The organism is Escherichia sp. E14S1 (assembly GCF_004211995.1).
Lineage (GTDB): Bacteria > Pseudomonadota > Gammaproteobacteria > Enterobacterales > Enterobacteriaceae > Escherichia.
Genome location: NZ_RHJQ01000008.1, coordinates 284815 through 307733, shown reverse-complemented (window position 1 = coordinate 307733; position 22919 = coordinate 284815). Strand labels below are relative to the sequence as shown.

The following is a 22919-nucleotide window of genomic DNA, read 5'->3' as shown; positions in this document are numbered from 1 at the left end:
TAAGAGCGCCAGAAAAAGAAGGTTTCCTGATAATGGAACAGCGTCGTTTGGCAAGTACTGAATGGGTGGATATTGTCAATGAAGATAACGAAGTCATTGCACAAGCCAGCCGGGAACAAATGCGGGCACAGTGTCTGCGTCATCGTGCAACTTACATCGTCGTGCATGATGGTATGGGCAAAATTCTGGTCCAGCGTCGTACCGAGACAAAAGACTTTTTACCCGGCATGTTAGATGCTACTGCTGGTGGTGTGGTCCAGGCTGATGAACAACTGCTGGAATCCGCACGTCGCGAAGCGGAAGAAGAGTTGGGCATTGCCGGTGTCCCCTTTGCCGAGCACGGGCAGTTCTATTTCGAAGATAAAAATTGCCGTGTCTGGGGCGCGTTGTTCAGCTGTGTTTCTCACGGCCCTTTCGCCCTTCAGGAAGATGAAGTCAGCGAGGTCTGCTGGCTGACGCCAGAAGAAATCACCGCTCGTTGCGATGAGTTCACACCAGACTCGCTAAAAGCTTTGGCGTTGTGGATGAAGCGCAATGCCAACAATGAAGCCGTAGAGACTGAAACGGCAGAATGAAAAAAGAGCCGCAGTTGCGGCTCTCAGGTTGTAGACAAAGTGCGCTTTGTTTATGCCGGATGCGGCGTAAATGCCTTATCCGGCCTACAAAATATTGCAAATTCAATATATTGCATGGGCCATGTAGGCATGATAAGCGTAGCGCATCAGGCAATTTTTCCGTTGTCATCAATCTAAGAGCCGCAATCGCGGCTCTTAACGTTTTTAATGGTAGCCCATCAACTGGGCGCCTATCACCACCACGCTGGACATAATAAACAGCAGCCCAAGCAGTGTTGCCCCCACTTTTATCCAGTTACGGAAGTCCACCCGGCAAACACCGAGCGTGGCCATTAACGAAGCCGAGGTCGGGTAAATGATATGACTGAAGCCATCGCCAAACTGGAAGGCCAGCACGGTAACCTGACGGTTAACGCCGACCAGATCGCCAAGCGGTGCCAGTAACGGCATGGTTAACGCTGCCTGACCAGAACCGGATGTCACGAAGAAATTGAATACCGCCTGGAAGAGCAGCATAAACCACGCCGCGACTGCGTTATCAAGGCCGCTAATGGCATTGGCAATGCTGTTGAGGATGGTATTCAGTACGCTGGCATCACCGGCTTCGCCGTTACCTACCAGCAGCAAAATCCCTTTGGCGAAACCAACCAGCAGGGCGGGGGCTATCATCATTCGCGCGCCTTCGGTAAATGATGAAGCCATGGTGTTTACCGTCATACCATTCAGACGGAAGACAACGCCGATGATGCCAATTACCAGACCCATAGCGAAGAACTGGCTGGCAATTTCAGGAATAAACCAGGCATTGACAATAACGCCCCAAATCACCCAGATCATGACGGCGGTTAAAACAATTAATACCAGCCAGTCACCAAAGGTAAATGGGCGCTGTTCGACATCCGCCTGTTTTTCGCGGAAAAAACGATCGGACTCATGAACGCGTGACAACAGAGGATTCTTTTTCACCCGTGAGGCGTACACCATGGTGAAGACCAGGCCAATCAGAGTAGAGATTACCCATACCACGATGCGCAAACCGGAGCCAGAAAGCACCGGAACACCAGCGATCCCCTGGGCGACGACCACGCAGAACGGGTTCATCCACGAGCTGGCAAAACCGATTTGCGTAGCGATATAGGTTACCAGGACGGTGGTGATACTGTCATAACCCAGCCGTACCATGAGTGGCGCGATGATGATGGCAAAGGCGACTGCCTCTTCCCCCATGCCAAATACCGCACCGCCGAGTGAAAAGAGAATAAATAACGCCGGAATGAAAAGAATTTCATTCCCTCGTGTGTGGCGGATAAGCGCCAGGATGCCGTTATCAATAGTTCCTGTACGCATCACGATGCCAAACGCGCCGCCAATCACCAGCATAAACATGATGATGCCAACGGCGGTCCCATATTTCGAACCAGAGGTTAGCCCTTCAAACGGGAAGTTCATCAGGCCGGGGCGTTCATCGCCCGTCGAGAACAGTTGTACACGGTGATACTCTGGTTCGCCCGCCTCGTTGGTCAGAATGCGAAATGAGTGAGGGTCTACAACCTTGCGTGTTTTTGTCTGACCATCAACCTGATATTGCACTTCCTGACTGTCAAACATTCCCACCGGAACAACCCAGGTGGCGAGACTGGTTAAAATAGCAACAAAAAAGATAATCACCAGAGTATCGGGCATTGCCCATCTTCTGGTTGGTTTGGATTCAGTGATTGCTGACATAGCGCAAATTTTCCCTTGCACAAGACAAAGTGGTAAGTATGCAAAGTGAGATGAAGCAATTCATTGATGCAGCGCAGTTAAGCAAGATAATCAGAAAGGAGTAATGCAAATTAAGAGAATAAAAAACCGGAAATAGTGGCTATTTCCGGTTCTGATATCCGCAGCAGTAAGGCTGCGGATTATGACGAGATTACTGCTGCTGTGCAGACTGAATCGCAGTCAGCGCGATGGTGTAGACGATATCGTCAACCAGTGCGCCACGGGACAGATCGTTAACCGGCTTGCGCATACCCTGCAGCATCGGCCCGATGGAGATCAGGTCGGCAGAACGCTGTACCGCTTTGTAGGTGGTGTTACCGGTGTTCAGATCCGGGAAGATGAACACGGTAGCGCGACCTGCAACCGGAGAGTTCGGCGCTTTAGATTTCGCAACGTCAGCCATTACCGCAGCGTCGTACTGCAGCGGGCCGTCGATCATCAGGTCAGGACGTTTTTCCTGCGCCAGACGAGTTGCTTCGCGAACTTTCTCTACGTCGCTACCTGCACCAGAAGTACCGGTGGAGTAGGAGAGCATAGCCACACGCGGTTCGATACCGAAGGCTGCGGCGGAATCCGCGGACTGGATGGCGATTTCAGCCAGCTGTTCTGCGGTCGGATCCGGGTTGATCGCACAGTCACCGTAAACGTAAACCTGTTCCGGCAGCAGCATGAAGAACACGGAAGATACCAGAGAGCTACCCGGTGCAGTTTTGATCAGCTGCAGCGGCGGACGGATGGTGTTTGCGGTAGTGTGAACAGCACCAGAAACCAGACCATCAACTTCATCCTGTTCCAGCATCAGGGTACCGAGAACCACGTTGTCTTCCAGCTGTTCGCGGGCAACGGTTTCGGTCATGCCTTTGTTCTTACGCAGTTCGACCAGACGAGCAACATATTTTTCGCGAACCACTTCCGGATCAACGATTTCAATGCCTGCGCCCAGTTCTACGCCTTGAGACGCTGCAACTCGGTTGATCTCTGCCGGGTTACCCAACAGTACGCAAGTTGCGATACCACGTTCAGCACAGATGGCGGCTGCTTTAACGGTACGCGGTTCGTCGCCTTCCGGCAGAACGATACGTTTGCCCGCTTTGCGCGCCAGTTCGGTCAGCTGATAACGGAACGCAGGCGGAGACAGACGACGGCTGCGCTCGGAAGTGGCAGTCAGAGAGTCAATCCAGTCAGCGTTGATGTAGTTAGCAACGTATTCCTGAACTTTCTCAATGCGCTCGTGATCGTCAACCGGAACTTCCAGGTTGAAGCTCTGCAGGCTCAGAGAAGTCTGCCAGGTGTTGGTGTTCACCATGAATACCGGCAGGCCGGTAGCGAAAGCGCGTTCGCACAGTTTAGAAATGCGCGCGTCCATTTCATAGCCGCCAGTCAGCAGCAGGGCGCCGATTTCTACGCCGTTCATTGCAGCAAGGCAAGCGGCAACCAGTACGTCAGGACGGTCTGCGGAAGTTACCAGCAGAGAACCTGCACGGAAGTGCTCCAGCATGTGCGGAATGCTGCGTGCACAGAAAGTTACAGATTTCACGCGGCGAGTGTTGATGTCGCCTTCGTTGATGATGGTGGCATTCAGGTGGCGTGCCATATCGATAGCACGAGTCGCGATCAGATCAAAGCTCCACGGCACAGCGCCGAGAACCGGCAGCGGGCTGGATTCTTGCAGCTTCGCTGGATCAACATTGTTGATTTTAGCTTTGGAAGAGTCGTCGAAAATCTCGGACAGATCCGGGCGAGTACGACCCTGTTCATCAACCGGTGCGTTCAGTTTGTTAACGATAACGCCAGTGATGTTGGTGTTTTTGGCACCACCGAAGCTGTTACGAGTCAGTTCGATACGCTCTTTCAGCTGTTCCGGGGTGTCAGTACCCTGAGACATAACGAAGACGATTTCCGCGTTCAGCGTTTTGGCGATTTCGTAGTTCAGAGACTGGGCAAACTGGTGTTTACGTGTCGGTACCAGACCTTCAACCAGAACCACTTCAGCGTCTTTGGTGTTAGCGTGGTAGTTCGCGACGATCTCTTCCATCAGCACATCTTTTTTATTGCTGGAAAGCAGACCTTCAACGTAGCTCATTTTCAGCGGTTCGGCGGCTGTCGTGGTGGAAGAGCTCGCACGCACGATAGTCGTTGTCTGATCGGGCGCATCGCCACCGGTACGCGGCTGAGCAATAGGTTTGAAAACGCTCAGACGAACGCCTTTGCGTTCCATTGCACGGATCACGCCGAGGCTGACGCTGGTCAGACCGACGCTGGTTCCGGTAGGGATCAGCATAATAATACGGGACACGGTTTATCCTCTTTCGTTACCGCCGGTTGGCGGGTTACAAAACAGCACCGCCAGCTGGGCTGGCGGTGTGAAATCAGGCAGTCAGGCGGCTCGCGTCTTGCGCGATGACCAGTTCTTCGTTGGTTGGGATAACCACCGCAGGACGGGTACCTTCTTTGTTGATGAAACCAGATTTGCCGAAACGTGCAGCCAGGTTGCGTTCGCGATCAACTTCAAAGCCCAGCACGCCCAGTTTGCCCAGAGACAGTTCACGAACCATCGCTGCGTTTTCACCGATACCACCGGTGAATACAACAGCGTCCAGACGACCATCCATCAGCGCGGTGTATGCACCGATGTATTTCGCCAGGCGGTGGCAGTAAACGTCCATTGCGCGCTTCGCGTCTTCTTTCGTCGCGTAGTTATCTTCAACATAGCGGCAGTCGCTGGTCACTTCGGTCAGACCCAGCAGGCCAGACTCTTTGGTCAGCAGTTTGTTGATGGCATCAACGCTCATGCCGAGGGTGTCGTGCAGGTGGAAAATGATCGCCGGATCGATGTCACCAGAACGAGTACCCATTACCAGGCCTTCCAGCGGAGTCAGACCCATAGAGGTATCAACGCATTTGCCGTTACGGATAGCAGAAACGGAACCACCGTTGCCCAGGTGGCAGGTGATGATGTTCAGTTCTTCTACCGGTTTGTTCAGCATTTTTGCCGCTTCCTGAGTTACATAGAAGTGGCTGGTGCCGTGCGCGCCATAACGACGGATGCCGTGCTCTTTGTACAGGTTGTACGGCAGGGCGTAGAGGTAAGACTCTTCCGGCATAGTCTGGTGGAACGCCGTGTCAAATACAGCAACGTTTTTATCTTTCAACTGCGGGAAAGATTTCAGTGCTTCTTCGATACCGATCAGGTGAGCCGGGTTGTGCAGCGGTGCAAAAGAAGCTGCATCTTTGATACCCTGAATAACAGACTCGTCGATCACTACGGAGCTGGTATACTTCTCACCGCCGTGTACGATACGGTGACCGATAGCGGTCAGCTGCGCAGACAGTTCTGGTTTTTGTGCCAGAATAGTATTAACGATAAAGTTGAGCGCTTCGCTGTGAGCGGCGCCTGCACCTAAAGCCGCTTCTTGTTTATTGCCGTCCATTTTCCATTTGATACGTGCTTCGGGCAGGTGGAAACATTCGGCTAAACCAGAAAGGTACTCTTCACCATTCGCTGCATCGATGATTGCAAATTTCAGTGAAGAACTACCGCAGTTCAGAACCAGTACTAACTTACTCGACATGGAAGTACCTATAATTGATACGTGGCTAAAAAAACGTCAGGGAGCCATAGAGCGTAGCGCATGATGACACCGACATTTATGATTAACATCATGCACTGCAAATTTTTTTTGCATGATGGAAGAAATATCTTGAGTCTATGCCATTTTGCGTAATTTTCAGCCAATGGCATAATGTTTATGAATTTGACGACTCAATGAATATGTACTACTCGGCCATTTCAGGCTGCTAAAGGATACCTGATTGTGGGTATGGAAGACAAAATGTTTTGAACGTTGTCCCGCTGAGTTGTGAATTTGCACAAATTTTTGAATCTTTATATGTGAAGTTGAGGTGAAGCATGTCAACGCCGGATAATCGTTCTGTTAATTTTTTTAGCTTGTTTCGCCGGGGACAGCATTACTCAAAGACGTGGCCGCTGGAAAAACGCCTTGCCCCGGTCTTTGTTGAGAATCGTGTCATTAAGATGACGCGCTATGCGATCCGCTTTATGCCGCCGATCGCCGTGTTTACTCTCTGCTGGCAGATTGCGCTGGGCGGTCAGCTTGGTCCGGCAGTCGCCACTGCGTTGTTCGCCCTAAGCTTACCCATGCAGGGACTGTGGTGGCTGGGCAAGCGTTCTGTAACGCCATTACCACCTGCAATCCTCAACTGGTTTTATGAAGTTCGCGGTAAATTGCAGGAGTCTGGACAGGTGCTGGCACCTGTTGAAGGCAAGCCAGATTACCAGGCATTAGCTGACACGCTTAAGCGCGCCTTCAAACAACTGGATAAAACTTTCCTTGATGATTTGTAATTGACCCCTGATTACGCATATAAAAGAAGGCAGACATCGGCCTTCTTTTTTTTCACCGTAGTAGAGTGATACAGGAGTCAACAATGGAAATGACCAACGCGCAACGTCTTATTTTGTCTAACCAGTACAAAATGATGACTATGCTCGATCCGGCAAATGCTGAACGTTACCGTCGCCTGCAAACAATCATTGAGCGTGGTTATGGTTTACAAATGCGTGAACTGGATCGCGAGTTTGGCGAGCTGAAAGAAGAAACCTGCCGCACTATCATCGACATTATGGAGATGTATCACGCGCTGCATGTTTCCTGGTCTAATTTACAGGACCAGCAATCCATCGATGAACGTCGTGTCACCTTCCTCGGCTTTGACGCCGCCACCGAAGCACGTTATCTCGGTTATGTCCGCTTTATGGTTAACGTTGAAGGGCGTTACACCCATTTTGATGCCGGAACTCACGGTTTTAATGCCCAGACGCCAATGTGGGAGAAATATCTGCGCATGTTGAATGTCTGGCATGCCTGCCCGCGTCAGTATCACCTGAGCGCTAACGAAATTAACCAAATCATCAACGCCTGAGGAGGCCCGCGTGCGGTGTAAAGGTTTTCTGTTTGATCTGGATGGAACGCTGGTGGATTCTCTGCCCGCGGTAGAGCGGGCGTGGAGCAACTGGGCCAGACGTCATGGGCTAGCACCGGAAGATGTGCTGGCGTTTATTCATGGTAAACAGGCGATTACGTCTCTGCGCCATTTCATGATGGGCAAATCGGAGACGGAAATTGCCGCCGAGTTTACCCGTCTGGAACAAATCGAGGCCACGGAAACCGAAGGTATTACCGCACTCCCAGGGGCGATAGCTTTACTCAATCATTTGAATAAAGCGGGGATTCCGTGGGCCATTGTCACTTCTGGTTCCATGCCTGTTGCGCGAGCACGTCACAAAGTCGCCGGACTTCCCGCGCCGGAAGTGTTTGTTACCGCAGAGCGGGTTAAACGTGGAAAACCAGAGCCGGATGCATATCTGTTAGGTGCACAACTGTTGGGCCTTGCGCCGCAGGAATGCGTGGTGGTAGAGGATGCGCCCGCTGGTGTGCTTTCTGGCCTGGCGGCGGGTTGCAAGGTTATCGCAGTCAATGCGCCGACTGAGACGCCGCGTCTGAATGAGGTAGATTTGGTCCTCCATAGTCTGGAACAAATTACTGTGATCAAACAGCCAAATGGTGACGTTATTATTGCGTGAAACGCCAGATCATGATTTAGCCCCGTCCCGACGGGGCTTTTTTGTGGCAGAATCAGGCCATCCCCCTCAATTAACAAGGATACGTTGTGAACGGTGAATTGATCTGGGTTCTTTCATTACTGGCGGTTGCCATCGTCTTGTTTGCGACTGGCAGAGTGCGTATGGATGCGGTCGCTTTGTTTGTCATTGTTGCGTTTGCATTAAGCGGTACGCTGACCGTCCCTGAAGTGTTTTCCGGTTTTTCCGATCCTAACGTGGTACTGATCGCCGCCTTGTTTATTATTGGCGATGGTTTAGTCCGCACGGGTGTCGCCACTGTAATGGGGACATGGCTGGTTAAAGTGGCAGGCAACAGTGAAATCAAAATGTTGGTTTTGTTGATGCTGACCGTTGCGGGCCTTGGCGCGTTTATGAGTTCAACGGGCGTCGTCGCTATCTTTATCCCTGTGGTGTTAAGCGTCGCTATGCGCATGCAAACGTCGCCGTCGCGCCTGATGATGCCGTTAAGTTTTGCCGGGCTGATCAGCGGCATGATGACGCTGGTGGCAACGCCACCTAACCTGGTGATTAACAGTGAATTGCTGCGTGAAGGCTATCATGGTTTTAGTTTCTTTAGCGTAACCCCCATCGGCCTGGTCGTACTGGTGCTGGGCATCTTGTATATGTTAGTGATGCGTTTCATGCTGAAAGGGGATGCCCAGACCCCGCCGCGCGAAGGCTGGACGCGTCGTACCTTCCGCGATCTTATCCGTGAATACCGACTTACCGGGCGCGCGCGTCGCCTGGCCATTCGTCCCGGTTCGCCGATGATTGGCCAGCGGCTGGACGATCTCAAATTACGTGAACGTTATGGCGCTAACGTCATCGGTGTTGAACGCTGGCGGCGTTTTCGTCGCGTTATTGTGAACGTGAACGGGGTTTCTGAATTCCGGGCGCGTGACGTTTTGCTTATTGATATGTCTGCGGCTGATGTCGATCTCCGACAATTTTGTAGTGAACAATTGCTGGAACCGATGGTGCTGCGCGGCGAGTATTTTTCCGATCAAGCCCTTGATGTTGGCATGGCGGAGATTTCATTAATTCCTGAGTCTGAGTTGATTGGTAAATCGGTGCGCGAAATTGGCTTTCGTACGCGCTACGGACTGAATGTGGTGGGCCTGAAACGCAACGGCGTGGCGCTAGAAGGTTCGCTGGCGGATGAGCCTCTGCTGCTGGGCGATATCATTCTGGTCGTCGGTAACTGGAAGCTTATCGGTATGTTGGCAAAACAGGGCCGCGACTTCGTGGCGCTGAACTTACCGGAAGAAGTGAGTGAAGCATCGCCTGCGCACAGTCAGGCACCCCATGCCATTTTCTGTCTGGTGTTGATGGTGGCGTTAATGCTGACTGATGAAATCCCTAATCCCATCGCGGCTATCATTGCCTGCCTGCTGATGGGGAAATTCCGCTGTATCGATGCTGAAAGCGCCTATAAATCCATTCACTGGCCGAGCATTATTTTGATCGTTGGGATGATGCCGTTCGCGGTAGCGCTACAGAAAACAGGCGGTGTCGCGCTGGCGGTGAAAGGGTTAATGGACATCGGCGGCGGTTACGGGCCGCATATGATGCTTGGCTGTTTGTTTGTCTTGTCGGCGGTGATTGGTTTGTTTATTTCGAATACGGCAACGGCTGTGTTGATGGCGCCGATTGCGCTGGCCGCGGCTAAAACAATGGGCGTCTCGCCGTATCCATTTGCCATGGTGGTGGCGATGGCAGCATCCGCCGCCTTTATGACGCCAGTTTCCTCACCGGTTAACACGTTGGTTTTAGGGCCGGGAAATTACAGCTTTAGTGATTTTGTGAAGCTGGGAGTACCGTTCACCGTTATTGTGATGGCGGTTTGCGTGGTGATGATTCCGATGCTGTTTCCGTTTTAACGAGAGCCCGATGCGACGCTGGCGCGTCTTATCAGGCTGCGTCGGCTGGTATCTGTCTGCTTACAGCGGCGAATCCTGGCTAATCTCATCGAGCGATAGTTGGAAGCTGGGAACAAAGACTTCAATGAAGTAGTCCATCTCCTGGCTGCGGCGCGCTTCAAGCGTCGCTTCCAGCCGCGTTTTTGCCAGCAAAAATTCATTATTTCCGGCTGCGAGCTCTTCCAGACATTTCAGATAGGCACAAAGTGCATCAGCCTGTTTCACCAGCGACTTTTCTTCATCGCTATACGCATTTTCATCGATTAATGGCGCGAAAATATCCCGCAACTCCTCCGGAACCATATCGACCAGCTTTTGTTGGGCGATTTTTTCAATGGCTTTGTATTCCTGAGCGATTTGCGAGTTGAAATATTTCACTGGGGTAGGGAGATCGCCGGTGAGTACTTCAGAGGCATCGTGGTACATCGCCAGCAGAGCGATGCGTTCAGCGTTGACATTTCCGCCAAACTTACGGTTTTTAATGGCAGCCAGCGCATGGGCGACCATCGCCACCTGCAAACTGTGCTCAGACACATTTTCTGTCCGTACATTGCGCATTAACGGCCAGCGGTTAATGAGTTTCAGACGGGAGAGATGGGCAAAAAAATGGCTCTGCTTCATAACGACCTTGCGTGTGATGACTTCATGAGATCATTGTGGGGGGATAACACTGCCGGATGCAATCTCCGGCAGTGAATTTAAGATTACAGCTGATGATAGCCAGAAAGGAAACGAGCGAATTTACTTAATGACAGTTCGATATCATCAACGCGCGGCAGCGTAACTATGCGGAAGTGATCCGGCCACGGCCAGTTAAAAGCCGTTCCCTGAACCAGCAGAACTTTTTCCTGTAACAGGAAGTCCAGCACCATCTTCTGGTCGTCGTGAATATTAAAACGTTTGGCGTCGATTTTTGGGAACATGTACAGCGCGCCGCGTGGCTTCACGCAGGAAACGCCTGGAATGTCGTTAATCAATTCCCATGCGCGATTACGCTGCTCGTAAAGACGCCCGCCTGGTAAGATAAATTCACTGATACTCTGATAGCCACCCAATGCAGTCTGAATCGCGTGTTGTGCGGGAACGTTGGCGCAAAGTCGCATTGAGGCCAGCATCTCCAGACCTTCGATGTAGCCTTTGGCGTGTTTTTTCGGCCCGTTCAGCACCATCCAGCCCTGACGGAAGCCTGCCACGCGATACGTTTTCGACAGACCGTTAAAGGTAATGGTCAGCAGGTCAGGCGCCATCGCCGCGATCGAGTGATGCTCGGCGTCGTCGTAGAGAATTTTGTCGTAAATTTCATCGGCGAAGATAATGAGATTATGCTGACGCGCAATCTCCACAATTTCCATTAAAAGCTCTTTGGAATAAACCGCGCCGGTAGGGTTGTTCGGGTTGATAATAACGATACCGCGCGTACGAGGCGTAATTTTAGCGCGAATATCATCGAGGTCCGGAAACCAGTCAGAGGACTCGTCACAAAGGTAGTGCACCGCTTTACCGCTGGAGAGCGAAACCGCCGCGGTCCATAGTGGGTAATCAGGTGCAGGAACCAACATTTCATCCCCGCTGTTCAGCAAGGCCTGCATTGCCTGAACGATAAGCTCCGATACACCATTGCCGATGTAAATATCTTCCACGGTAACATCACGCATGCCTCGCGCCTGATAGTGCTGCATGATGGCTTTACGCGCAGAGTAGAGGCCTTTTGAATCACAATAGCCCTGAGCGGTCGGGAGGTTGCGTATCACGTCAACCAGGATCTCATCAGGAGCGTCAAAACCGAACGGGGCTGGGTTGCCGATGTTCAGTTTCAATACCTTGTTACCTTCTTCTTCCAGGCGTTTTGCTTCTTTCAGCACCGGACCACGGATGTCATAACAGACATTCTCTAACTTGCTGGATTTTTCAATGGGTGACATGAATCTTGACCTTTTTTGCTGTTATCGCCACTCCCTGCCGTGGAAGTCAGCTTAGAACAATGTACTCCCCCGAGGCGGTGTTTTGAAGTTCTGCAGAACAAGATTTTGCGAGAGTAAAAGAAGGGAATGTGCTGTTAATAACTTAATAATCGTTAAATATTGAGATGCATATGCTTAGTGATTTGTGTTTTGTAGTGATTTATTCTAAGTATTAATCTAATGCATAGTTTTTTGTCTGGTAGATAAATGTGCGAATTTCCTTTGATTTAAGAAATCACGAACATAACATATTCATGATATTTTCATTATAAGTGAAACATTAACAGAGTAGTGATTGCCGAAGTGTCGTATAGGTGATGACGTGCGAAACTATTGTTAAGCGTAATTAATGAATGCAGGGTGTGCTAATTAATTATTATTTAATATTCAAAAAGGTTTTGTTGTGCTTATTAATAATAGAAGATTACTTTGCCTAACATAACATAACTTTGCATCAGATAATTCGCAATGGCCCTTATAAATAAATGGGTTTTAGGGTAAAATGCTCGCTTAAATGACGGAACCCCCACTTTTGATGCAGACAAATCATCGCCGCTTATGCGTGTTCACGCTGGGGTGGCGCCGCTTTGCTAGTAGTGGAACAAGGATCAACATTTACATTTACACAAACACTCGCATGTCATAAATAGAAAAGAGTGAGTAACTTAATAGATATGCGATTCCTGAAGATATATTCTGTGAACTACTTCAGGCATTATAACGGAACAATGTGAGTCGTTCTTATTAGTGCAACTCATATGCATTTTAACTTTCATCCAGACTTCCGGATGAAACTGCCAGGGAGGCACATTACAAATGGAATTGCTTGTTTGTGTGTGCACAGCATTAACCAGCTCAGTATGAGCCGCCAGTAAGTGATAATATATGATAAGTGCAAATCGTCCGATAATTAACCTCGACCTCGATCTGCTGAGAACATTTGTTGCTGTTGCCGATCTGAACACTTTTGCTGCCGCAGCTGCCGCCGTGTGTCGTACTCAGTCCGCTGTTAGTCAGCAAATGCAACGTCTTGAACAACTCGTTGGGAAAGAACTGTTCGCTCGGCATGGTCGTAACAAACTGTTAACTGAACATGGCATTCAGCTTCTTGGCTATGCCAGGAAGATCCTGCGTTTTAATGATGAAGCTTGCTCATCATTGATGTTCAGTAATCTTCAGGGCGTGTTAACAATCGGCGCTTCAGATGAATCTGCTGATACGATCTTACCTTTCCTGCTTAATCGCGTGAGTTCGGTTTATCCGAAACTTGCGCTGGATGTCCGCGTTAAGCGTAATGCTTATATGGCAGATATGCTGAAGTCCCAGGAAGTGGATTTAATGGTTACCACAAATCGTCCTGATACCTTTAAGGCGTTGAATCTGAGAACTTCTCCAACGCACTGGTATTGCGCTGCGGAATACGTATTGCAAAAAGGCGAGCCGATCCCTCTGGTGTTGCTGGATGATCCTAGTCCGTTCCGCGATATGGTTCTGGCAACACTCAATAAAGCAGATATTCCATGGCGTCTGGCTTATGTCGCCTCCACGTTGCCGGCGGTCCGTGCTGCCGTGAAAGCGGGATTGGGTGTAACGGCCAGGCCGGTTGAAATGATGAGTCCGGACCTGCGCGTCTTGAGTGCTGTGGACGGTTTACCACCACTGCCAGATACCGAATATTTGCTCTGCTATGATCCGTCCAGCGGTAATGAACTGGCCCAGGTGATATATCAGGCTATGGAGAGTTATCAGAATCCATGGCAGTTCAGCGCGACAGGAGCCCATGAAGGGGATGATTCTCTGTTAATTGAAGGCGATTACGAATAATTGCCTGGTACCAGGTAACCACATTTGTAAAAACAAGCCACTGATGTTTTTTTGAACGTCAGTGGCTTTTTTTTACAATAAATGATGACGACTTTTCCTGATTTTGAACAAATGTGTTCATTTTTCAATCGACCTCCATTCTCTATACGCGCGAACAAAAATCGCCTAATAAAAATCTCCTGCTACAATAATGTTAAAAAATACGTGAACTTGTTGCTGTGTTTTTGTTATGGATTAACAAAAGCGTGTCACAGATCAAGAAAATACTCTCTTTTAGGGGGAGGAATCGACACAAATTCCTGTCAAAATAGGCCCGTATTTTTTCCATTGCTTCACAACGGACACGATTCAACAACATCTAATTTTCCTGGAGTCGTCAATGATCTGGGATGAAGAGCATTAAATGCAAGGGTTGTTGGTATTATGTAAATTAATGTGAAGAAACTTTTGTTAAAGTTGACAAAAGGTTATAGAAAGGGGTAAAAGACCACATCAATTCACTGTATAAAATTGTTATTACAGTAGTTGTAAGGTTTTTTTTATTCCTCCCCATGAATCGATGTGGCGTCCATCTGCCGTGAAGAGCAGTGAATCTGGCGCTACTTTTGATGAGTAAGCAATGAGTATGTCAACATCCACTGAAGTCATCGCTCATCACTGGGCATTCGCTATCTTTCTTATCGTTGCCATTGGCCTGTGTTGCCTGATGCTGGTAGGCGGTTGGTTTTTAGGCGGTCGCGCACGCGCGAGGTCGAAAAACGTGCCGTTTGAATCCGGTATCGACTCGGTCGGCTCCGCCCGCTTACGCCTGTCCGCCAAGTTTTATCTGGTGGCCATGTTCTTCGTTATCTTCGACGTTGAAGCGCTGTATCTGTTCGCATGGTCAACCTCTATCCGCGAAAGCGGCTGGGTAGGCTTTGTGGAAGCTGCAATTTTTATTTTTGTGTTACTGGCAGGTCTGGTTTATCTGGTGCGTATTGGCGCGCTGGACTGGACGCCCGCGCGTTCACGCCGCGAGCGTATGAACCCGGAAACGAACAGTATCGCTAATCGTCAACGCTAACCGCGAGGCATTAAGATGGATTATACGCTCACCCGCATAGATCCCAACGGTGAGAACGACCGTTACCCCCTGCAAAAGCAGGAGATCGTAACCGACCCTCTGGAGCAAGAAGTTAACAAAAACGTGTTTATGGGCAAGCTCAATGACATGGTTAACTGGGGTCGTAAAAACTCAATTTGGCCGTATAACTTCGGTCTTTCCTGCTGTTACGTTGAGATGGTGACTTCGTTTACCGCGGTGCATGACGTGGCGCGTTTTGGCGCAGAAGTATTGCGTGCTTCGCCGCGTCAGGCTGACCTGATGGTGGTGGCAGGAACCTGCTTTACAAAAATGGCACCGGTTATTCAGCGTCTTTATGACCAGATGCTGGAACCAAAATGGGTTATCTCAATGGGTGCCTGTGCCAACTCCGGCGGTATGTACGATATTTATTCCGTTGTGCAGGGCGTCGATAAATTCATCCCGGTTGATGTGTATATCCCGGGCTGCCCGCCGCGTCCTGAAGCGTACATGCAGGCACTGATGCTGTTGCAGGAATCTATCGGTAAAGAACGTCGTCCGCTCTCCTGGGTGGTTGGCGATCAAGGCGTTTATCGCGCCAATATGCAATCAGAGCGCGAACGCAAGCGCGGTGAACGCATTGCCGTAACCAACCTGCGTACACCTGACGAGATTTAATTTGCGCCTGTCGGCAAAGGGATTTTTCTTCGCTTATTCCTAAATCTATTTCGCGAAGCTTACTGCGCCGACAGTCACCACGGACCATTTGCAATGGTGAACAATATGACCGACTTAACCGCGCAAGAACCCGCCTGGCAGACCCGCGATCATCTTGATGATCCGGTGATTGGCGAACTGCGCAACCGTTTTGGGCCGGATGCCTTTACTGTTCAGGCGACTCGCACCGGGGTTCCCGTTGTGTGGATCAAGCGTGAACAATTACTGGAAGTTGGCGATTTCTTAAAGAAACTGCCGAAACCTTACGTCATGCTGTTTGACTTACACGGCATGGACGAACGTCTGCGCACACACCGCGAAGGGTTACCTGCCGCGGATTTTTCCGTTTTCTACCATCTGATTTCTATCGATCGTAACCGCGACATCATGCTGAAGGTGGCGCTGGCAGAAAACGACCTGCACGTACCGACCTTTACCAAACTGTTCCCGAACGCTAACTGGTATGAGCGTGAAACCTGGGATCTGTTTGGCATTACTTTCGACGGTCACCCGAACCTGCGCCGCATCATGATGCCGCAAACCTGGAAAGGTCACCCGCTGCGTAAAGATTACCCGGCGCGCGCTACCGAATTCTCGCCGTTTGAGCTGACCAAAGCCAAACAGGATCTGGAGATGGAAGCCCTGACCTTCAAACCGGAAGAGTGGGGGATGAAGCGCGGCACCGAAAACGAGGACTTCATGTTCCTCAACCTCGGTCCGAACCACCCGTCGGCGCACGGGGCTTTCCGTATCGTTTTGCAACTCGATGGCGAAGAGATTGTCGACTGCGTACCCGACATCGGCTACCACCACCGTGGCGCTGAGAAAATGGGCGAACGCCAGTCCTGGCACAGCTACATTCCGTATACCGACCGTATCGAATATCTCGGCGGCTGCGTTAACGAAATGCCTTACGTGCTGGCGGTAGAGAAACTGGCCGGGATCACCGTGCCGGATCGCGTTAACGTCATTCGCGTAATGCTCTCCGAACTGTTCCGCATCAACAGTCACCTGCTCTATATCTCCACCTTTATTCAGGACGTCGGCGCAATGACGCCAGTGTTCTTTGCCTTTACCGATCGGCAGAAAATTTACGATCTGGTGGAAGCAATCACTGGTTTCCGTATGCACCCGGCGTGGTTCCGTATTGGCGGCGTAGCGCACGACCTGCCGCGTGGCTGGGATCGTCTGCTGCGTGAGTTCCTCGACTGGATGCCGAAACGTCTGGCGTCTTACGAGAAAGCGGCGCTGCAAAACACCATTCTGAAAGGTCGTTCCCAGGGCGTTGCCGCCTATGGCGCGAAAGAGGCGCTGGAGTGGGGCACCACCGGTGCTGGCCTGCGTGCCACCGGGATCGACTTCGACGTGCGTAAGGCGCGTCCTTATTCTGGCTATGAAAACTTCGACTTTGAAATCCCGGTGGGTGGTGGTGTTTCTGACTGCTACACCCGCGTAATGCTTAAAGTGGAAGAGCTGCGCCAGAGTCTGCGCATTCTTGAGCAGTGCCTCAACAACATGCCGGAAGGCCCGTTCAAAGCGGATCACCCGCTGACCACGCCGCCGCCGAAAGAGCGCACGCTGCAACATATCGAAACCCTGATCACCCACTTCCTGCAAGTGTCGTGGGGTCCGGTGATGCCTGCCAATGAATCTTTCCAGATGATTGAGGCGACCAAAGGGATCAACAGTTACTACCTGACCAGCGACGGCAGCACCATGAGTTATCGCACCCGTATCCGTACGCCGAGTTATGCGCATTTGCAGCAAATTCCGGCGGCGATCCGCGGCAGCCTGGTGTCTGACCTGATTGTTTATCTGGGCAGTATCGATTTTGTTATGTCAGATGTGGACCGCTAATTATGCACGAGAATCAACAACCACAAACCGAGGCTTTTGAGCTGAGTGCGGCAGAGCGTGAAGCGATTGAGCACGAGATGCACCACTACGAAGACCCGCGTGCGGCGTCCATTGAAGCGCTGAAAATCGTTCAGAAGCAGCGTGGCTGGGTGCCGGATGGCGCGATCCACGCGATCGCCGATGTGCTGGGTATTCCGGCGAGCGATGTCGAAGGTGTGGCAACGTTCTACAGCCAGATCTTCCGTCAGCCGGTAGGCCGCCATGTGATCCGTTATTGCGACAGCGTGGTTTGTCACATCAACGGTTACCAAGGCATTCAGGCGGCGCTGGAGAAAAAGCTGAACATCAAACCAGGGCAAACGACATTTGACGGTCGCTTTACGCTGCTGCCCACCTGCTGCCTGGGGAACTGTGATAAAGGGCCAAACATGATGATCGATGAGGACACTCACGCGCATCTGACCCCGGAAGCGATCCCTGAACTGCTGGAGCGGTATAAATGAAAAACATTATCCGTACTCCCGAAACGCATCCGCTAACCTGGCGTCTGCGTGATGACAAACAGCCAGTATGGCTGGACGAATACCGCAGCAAAAACGGTTACGAAGGCGCGCGTAAGGCGCTGACCGGGCTGTCTCCGGACGAGATCGTTAATCAGGTTAAAGACTCTGGTCTGAAAGGGCGCGGCGGTGCAGGCTTTTCAACTGGCCTGAAGTGGAGCCTGATGCCGAAAGACGAATCCATGAACATCCGTTACCTGCTATGTAACGCCGATGAAATGGAGCCTGGCACTTATAAAGACCGTCTGCTGATGGAGCAACTGCCGCACCTGCTGGTGGAAGGCATGCTTATTTCCGCGTTTGCGCTAAAAGCCTACCGTGGCTACATCTTCCTGCGTGGCGAATATATTGAAGCAGCCGTGAATCTGCGCCGTGCCATTGCCGAAGCGACCGAAGCGGGTCTGCTCGGTAAAAATATTATGGGAACAGGTTTTGATTTTGAACTGTTCGTCCATACCGGGGCAGGGCGCTATATCTGCGGTGAAGAAACGGCGTTAATCAACTCCCTGGAAGGGCGTCGCGCTAACCCTCGCTCAAAACCGCCATTCCCGGCAACCTCCGGCGCATGGGGTAAACCAACCTGCGTTAACAACGTCGAAACCCTGTGTAACGTTCCGGCGATCCTCGCTAACGGCGTGGAGTGGTATCAGAACATCTCGAAAAGTAAAGATGCTGGCACCAAGCTGATGGGCTTCTCCGGTCGGGTGAAAAATCCGGGCCTGTGGGAACTGCCGTTCGGCACCACCGCGCGCGAGATCCTCGAAGATTACGCCGGTGGTATGCGCGATGGCCTGAAGTTCAAAGCCTGGCAGCCAGGCGGCGCTGGGACTGACTTCCTGACCGAAGCGCACCTTGACCTGCCGATGGAATTCGAAAGTATCGGTAAAGCGGGAAGCCGTCTGGGTACGGCGCTGGCGATGGCGGTTGACCATGAGATCAACATGGTGTCGCTGGTGCGTAACCTGGAAGAGTTTTTCGCCCGTGAGTCCTGCGGCTGGTGTACGCCGTGCCGCGACGGTCTGCCGTGGAGCGTGAAAATTCTGCGTGCGCTGGAGCGTGGCGAAGGCCAGCCGGGTGATATCGAAACACTTGAGCAACTGTGTCGATTCTTAGGCCCGGGTAAAACTTTCTGTGCCCACGCACCTGGTGCAGTGGAGCCGTTACAGAGCGCCATCAAATATTTCCGCGAAGAATTTGAGGCGGGAATCAAACAGCCGTTCAGCAATACCCATTTGATTAATGGGATTCAGCCGAACCTGCTGAAAGAGCGCTGGTAACCGAATTTCGATTAACGCTCGGTCCCTGACCGAGAAAACTGGAAGCATGCTAATGGCTACAATTCATGTAGACGGCAAAGAATACGAGGTCAACGGAGCGGACAACTTGCTGGAAGCTTGTCTGTCTCTGGGCCTTGATATTCCTTACTTTTGCTGGCATCCGGCGCTGGGAAGCGTCGGTGCTTGCCGCCAGTGTGCGGTGAAGCAATACCAAAACGCGGAAGACACGCGTGGTCGCCTGGTGATGTCCTGTATGACACCGGCTTCCGATGGCACCTTTATTTCCATTGACGACGAAGAAGCGAAACAGTTCCGTGAAAGTGTGGTCGAGTGGTTAATGACCAACCACCCGCACGACTGTCCGGTATGTGAAGAGGGCGGTAACTGCCATCTTCAGGATATGACCGTGATGACCGGGCATACCTTCCGTCGCTACCGTTTCACCAAACGTACCCACCGTAATCAGGATTTGGGGCCATTCATCTCTCACGAAATGAACCGCTGCATCGCCTGCTACCGCTGCGTGCGTTACTACAAAGATTACGCTGACGGTACAGATCTGGGCGTTTATGGCGCACACGACAACGTCTACTTCGGTCGCCCGGAAGACGGCACGCTGGAAAGCGAATTTTCCGGTAACCTGGTCGAAATTTGCCCAACCGGCGTATTTACCGACAAAACGCACTCCGAGCGTTACAACCGTAAATGGGATATGCAGTTTGCGCCGAGCATCTGCCAGCAATGTTCCATCGGCTGTAACATCAGCCCCGGTGAACGTTACGGCGAACTGCGTCGTATCGAAAACCGTTACAACGGTACGGTAAACCACTACTTCCTCTGCGACCGTGGTCGTTTCGGTTACGGCTACGTCAACCTGAAAGATCGTCCGCGTCAGCCAGTACAGCGTCGTGGCGATGATTTCATTACCCTCAACGCCGAACAGGCAATGCAGGGCGCGGCAGATATTCTGCGTCAGTCGAAGAAAGTGATCGGTATTGGTTCTCCGCGCGCCAGCGTGGAAAGCAACTTTGCGCTGCGTGAGCTGGTGGGCGAAGAAAACTTCTATACCGGTATCGCTCACGGTGAGCAGGAACGTCTGCAACTGGCACTAAAAGTGCTGCGTGAAGGCGGCATTTATACTCCGGCACTGCGCGAAATCGAATCTTACGATGCGGTACTGGTGCTGGGGGAAGACGTTACCCAGACCGGCGCGCGCGTCGCACTGGCAGTGCGTCAGGCGGTGAAAGGTAAAGCGCGCGAAATGGCGGCAGCACAGAAAGTGGCTGACTGGCAGATTGCGGCAATCCTCAACATCGGTCAGCGTGCGAAGCATCCGCTGTTTGTTACCAACGTTGATGACACCCGTCTGGATGATATTGCGGCGTGGACTTACCGCGCACCGGTTGAAGATCAGGCGCGTTTAGGTTTTGCCATCGCCCATGCGCTGGACAACTCCGCGCCAGCGGTTGACGGTATCGAACCTGAGCTGCAAAGCAAAATCGACGTCATCGTGCAGGCACTGGCTGGTGCGAAGAAACCGTTGATTATCTCCGGGACGAACGCCGGTAGCGCTGAAGTGATTCAGGCTGCGGCTAACGTGGCGAAAGCCCTGAAAGGTCGCGGCGCTGACGTCGGTATCACCATGATTGCCCGTTCTGTAAACAGCATGGGGCTGGGCATTATGGGTGGTGGTTCGCTGGAAGAAGCGTTAACCGAACTGGAAACCGGACGCGCCGACGCGGTGGTGGTGCTGGAAAACGATCTGCATCGTCACGCTTCCGCTACCCGCGTGAATGCTGCGCTGGCTAAAGCGCCGCTGGTGATGGTGGTTGACCATCAACGCACAGCGATCATGGAAAACGCCCATCTGGTGCTTTCCGCCGCCAGCTTTGCTGAAAGTGACGGTACGGTAATTAATAATGAAGGCCGCGCCCAACGTTTCTTCCAGGTTTACGACCCGTCCTATTACGACAGCAAAACTGTCATGCTGGAAAGCTGGCGCTGGCTGCACTCGTTGCACAGCACCCTGCTGAGCCGAGAAGTGGACTGGACGCAGCTCGACCACGTGATTGACGCCGTTGTGGCGAAAATCCCGGAACTGGCGGGTATCAAAGATGCCGCACCGGATGCGACATTCCGCATTCGTGGGCAGAAACTGGCCCGTGAGCCGCACCGTTACAGCGGTCGTACTGCCATGCGCGCCAACATCAGCGTTCATGAGCCGCGTCAGCCGCAGGACATTGACACCATGTTCACCTTCTCGATGGAAGGTAACAACCAGCCGACCGCGCACCGTTCGCAAGTGCCGTTTGCCTGGGCGCCAGGCTGGAACTCCCCGCAGGCGTGGAACAAATTCCAGGACGAAGTGGGCGGCAAACTGCGCTTTGGCGATCCGGGCGTGCGTCTGTTTGAAACCAGCGAAAACGGTCTGGATTACTTCACCAGCGTACCGGCACGCTTCCAGCCGCAGGACGGGAAATGGCGTATCGCGCCGTACTACCACCTGTTTGGCAGCGATGAATTGTCACAGCGTGCTCCGGTCTTCCAGAGCCGTATGCCGCAGCCGTACATCAAACTCAACCCAGCGGATGCCGCGAAGTTGGGCGTGAATGCGGGGACACGCGTCTCCTTTAGCTACGATGGCAACACGGTCACGCTACCGGTTGAAATCGCCGAAGGGCTGACGGCAGGGCAGGTGGGCTTGCCGATGGGTATGTCCGGCATTGCTCCGGTGCTGGCCGGCGCGCATCTTGAGGATCTCAAGGAGGCACAACAATGAGTTGGATATCACCGGAACTGATTGAGATCCTGCTGACCATCCTCAAAGCGGTGGTGATCCTGCTGGTGGTTGTCACCTGTGGGGCATTCATGAGCTTTGGCGAACGTCGCCTGCTGGGTCTGTTCCAGAACCGTTACGGACCTAACCGTGTTGGCTGGGGCGGTTCGCTCCAGCTGGTTGCGGACATGATCAAAATGTTCTTTAAAGAAGACTGGATCCCGAAATTCTCGGATCGCGTCATCTTTACCCTGGCACCGATGATTGCTTTTACCTCGCTGCTGCTGGCCTTTGCGATTGTGCCAGTCAGCCCAGGTTGGGTGGTTGCCGACTTGAACATCGGGATTTTGTTCTTCCTGATGATGGCCGGTCTGGCGGTTTACGCGGTGCTGTTTGCGGGCTGGTCAAGTAACAACAAATACTCGCTGCTGGGTGCGATGCGTGCTTCTGCGCAGACCCTGAGCTACGAAGTGTTCCTCGGGCTTTCCCTGATGGGCGTGGTGGCGCAGGCCGGTTCATTCAACATGACCGACATCGTCAACAGCCAGGCGCATGTGTGGAACGTCATCCCGCAATTCTTTGGTTTTATTACCTTTGCCATCGCGGGCGTGGCGGTGTGTCACCGTCACCCGTTTGACCAGCCGGAAGCCGAGCAGGAACTGGCGGATGGTTACCACATTGAATATTCCGGCATGAAGTTCGGTCTGTTTTTCGTGGGTGAATACATCGGGATTGTGACCATCTCTGCACTGATGGTGACGCTGTTCTTCGGTGGCTGGCAAGGCCCGTTGTTACCGCCATTCATCTGGTTCGCGCTGAAAACCGCGTTCTTTATGATGATGTTCATTTTGATTCGTGCGTCGTTACCGCGTCCGCGTTATGACCAGGTAATGTCCTTCGGCTGGAAAATCTGCCTGCCGCTGACGCTGATCAACTTGCTGGTAACGGCGGCTGTCATTCTCTGGCAGGCGCAATAAGGGGC

The 22919-nt window shown here is 52.0% G+C and carries 18 protein-coding genes; 13 read left to right on the top strand and 5 right to left on the bottom strand.

The window, feature by feature from the left end:
* Positions 1–32 precede the first annotated feature (32 nt).
* Positions 33–575 (top strand): NUDIX hydrolase YfcD, encoded by a 543-nt coding sequence (gene yfcD, locus D9734_RS10310; RefSeq protein WP_130207234.1) that lies wholly within the window; start codon positions 33–35, stop codon positions 573–575.
* A 204-nt stretch (positions 576–779) separates the two neighbouring features.
* Here the strand turns inward: yfcD and yfcC are convergent, their stop codons facing one another.
* From yfcC to ackA, 3 genes are all read right to left on the bottom strand, one after another.
* Complete coding sequence (gene yfcC / locus D9734_RS10305) at positions 780–2300, bottom strand: putative basic amino acid antiporter YfcC (RefSeq protein ID WP_130207232.1); 1521 nt, start codon at positions 2298–2300, stop codon at positions 780–782.
* Positions 2301–2490: 190 nt separating this feature from the next.
* Complete coding sequence (gene pta / locus D9734_RS10300) at positions 2491–4635, bottom strand: phosphate acetyltransferase (RefSeq protein ID WP_130207230.1); 2145 nt, start codon at positions 4633–4635, stop codon at positions 2491–2493.
* Positions 4636–4708: 73 nt separating this feature from the next.
* On the bottom strand, positions 4709–5911 hold the full coding sequence (ackA, locus tag D9734_RS10295) for an acetate kinase (protein WP_130207228.1): 1203 nt from the start codon (positions 5909–5911) through the stop codon (positions 4709–4711).
* A gap of 338 nt (positions 5912–6249) precedes the next feature.
* On the opposite strand from ackA, the gene yfbV reads away from it, so the two are divergent.
* The 4 genes from yfbV (at position 6250) to D9734_RS10270 (ending at position 9863) form a co-directional block, all read left to right on the top strand.
* Positions 6250–6705: a terminus macrodomain insulation protein YfbV gene (yfbV, locus tag D9734_RS10285; protein WP_000106627.1), complete on the top strand. Its 456-nt coding sequence runs from the start codon at positions 6250–6252 to the stop codon at positions 6703–6705.
* 83 nt (positions 6706–6788) lie between these two features.
* A complete protein-coding gene (locus tag D9734_RS10280) occupies positions 6789–7283 on the top strand; it encodes a YfbU family protein (protein ID WP_064526599.1) in 495 nt (164 codons plus the stop codon).
* A 10-nt stretch (positions 7284–7293) separates the two neighbouring features.
* Complete coding sequence (gene hxpA, locus D9734_RS10275; RefSeq protein WP_130207225.1) at positions 7294–7944, top strand: hexitol phosphatase HxpA; 651 nt, start codon at positions 7294–7296, stop codon at positions 7942–7944.
* Between the two features lie 86 nt (positions 7945–8030).
* The gene (locus D9734_RS10270; RefSeq protein ID WP_130207223.1) at positions 8031–9863 is read left to right on the top strand and encodes an SLC13 family permease; all 1833 of its coding nucleotides are present in this window, start codon (positions 8031–8033) and stop codon (positions 9861–9863) included.
* Positions 9864–9923: 60 nt separating this feature from the next.
* Here the strand turns inward: D9734_RS10270 and yfbR are convergent, their stop codons facing one another.
* Both yfbR and alaA read right to left on the bottom strand, forming a co-directional pair.
* Positions 9924–10523: a 5'-deoxynucleotidase gene (gene yfbR / locus D9734_RS10265; RefSeq protein ID WP_130207221.1), complete on the bottom strand. Its 600-nt coding sequence runs from the start codon at positions 10521–10523 to the stop codon at positions 9924–9926.
* 83 nt (positions 10524–10606) lie between these two features.
* Positions 10607–11824 (bottom strand): alanine transaminase AlaA, encoded by a 1218-nt coding sequence (gene alaA / locus D9734_RS10260; protein WP_064526608.1) that lies wholly within the window; start codon positions 11822–11824, stop codon positions 10607–10609.
* 924 nt (positions 11825–12748) lie between these two features.
* On the opposite strand from alaA, the gene lrhA reads away from it, so the two are divergent.
* From lrhA to nuoH, 8 genes are all read left to right on the top strand, one after another.
* On the top strand, positions 12749–13687 hold the full coding sequence (gene lrhA / locus D9734_RS10255) for a transcriptional regulator LrhA (RefSeq protein WP_130207219.1): 939 nt from the start codon (positions 12749–12751) through the stop codon (positions 13685–13687).
* 619 nt (positions 13688–14306) lie between these two features.
* Entirely contained in the window at positions 14307–14750 is a 444-nt protein-coding gene (nuoA, locus tag D9734_RS10250) for an NADH-quinone oxidoreductase subunit NuoA (protein ID WP_000062997.1), read from the top strand.
* A gap of 15 nt (positions 14751–14765) precedes the next feature.
* Entirely contained in the window at positions 14766–15428 is a 663-nt protein-coding gene (gene nuoB, locus D9734_RS10245; RefSeq protein ID WP_000386733.1) for an NADH-quinone oxidoreductase subunit NuoB, read from the top strand.
* Between the two features lie 93 nt (positions 15429–15521).
* Positions 15522–17324 carry an NADH-quinone oxidoreductase subunit C/D gene (gene nuoC / locus D9734_RS10240; RefSeq protein ID WP_000247878.1) on the top strand — a complete coding sequence of 601 codons (1803 nt, stop codon included), beginning with the start codon at positions 15522–15524 and terminating at the stop codon, positions 17322–17324.
* Positions 17325–17326: 2 nt separating this feature from the next.
* Positions 17327–17827 (top strand): NADH-quinone oxidoreductase subunit NuoE, encoded by a 501-nt coding sequence (gene nuoE, locus D9734_RS10235; protein ID WP_000545042.1) that lies wholly within the window; start codon positions 17327–17329, stop codon positions 17825–17827.
* A complete protein-coding gene (gene nuoF, locus D9734_RS10230; RefSeq protein WP_000789507.1) occupies positions 17824–19161 on the top strand; it encodes an NADH-quinone oxidoreductase subunit NuoF in 1338 nt (445 codons plus the stop codon). Before nuoE ends, nuoF begins: the two co-directional genes overlap by 4 nt.
* Positions 19162–19213: 52 nt before the next feature.
* The gene (gene nuoG / locus D9734_RS10225) at positions 19214–21940 is read left to right on the top strand and encodes an NADH-quinone oxidoreductase subunit NuoG (RefSeq protein WP_130207217.1); all 2727 of its coding nucleotides are present in this window, start codon (positions 19214–19216) and stop codon (positions 21938–21940) included.
* Positions 21937–22914 carry an NADH-quinone oxidoreductase subunit NuoH gene (gene nuoH / locus D9734_RS10220; RefSeq protein ID WP_000118507.1) on the top strand — a complete coding sequence of 326 codons (978 nt, stop codon included), beginning with the start codon at positions 21937–21939 and terminating at the stop codon, positions 22912–22914. The genes nuoG and nuoH overlap by 4 nt, the downstream gene beginning before the upstream one ends.
* Positions 22915–22919: the final 5 nt, after the last annotated feature.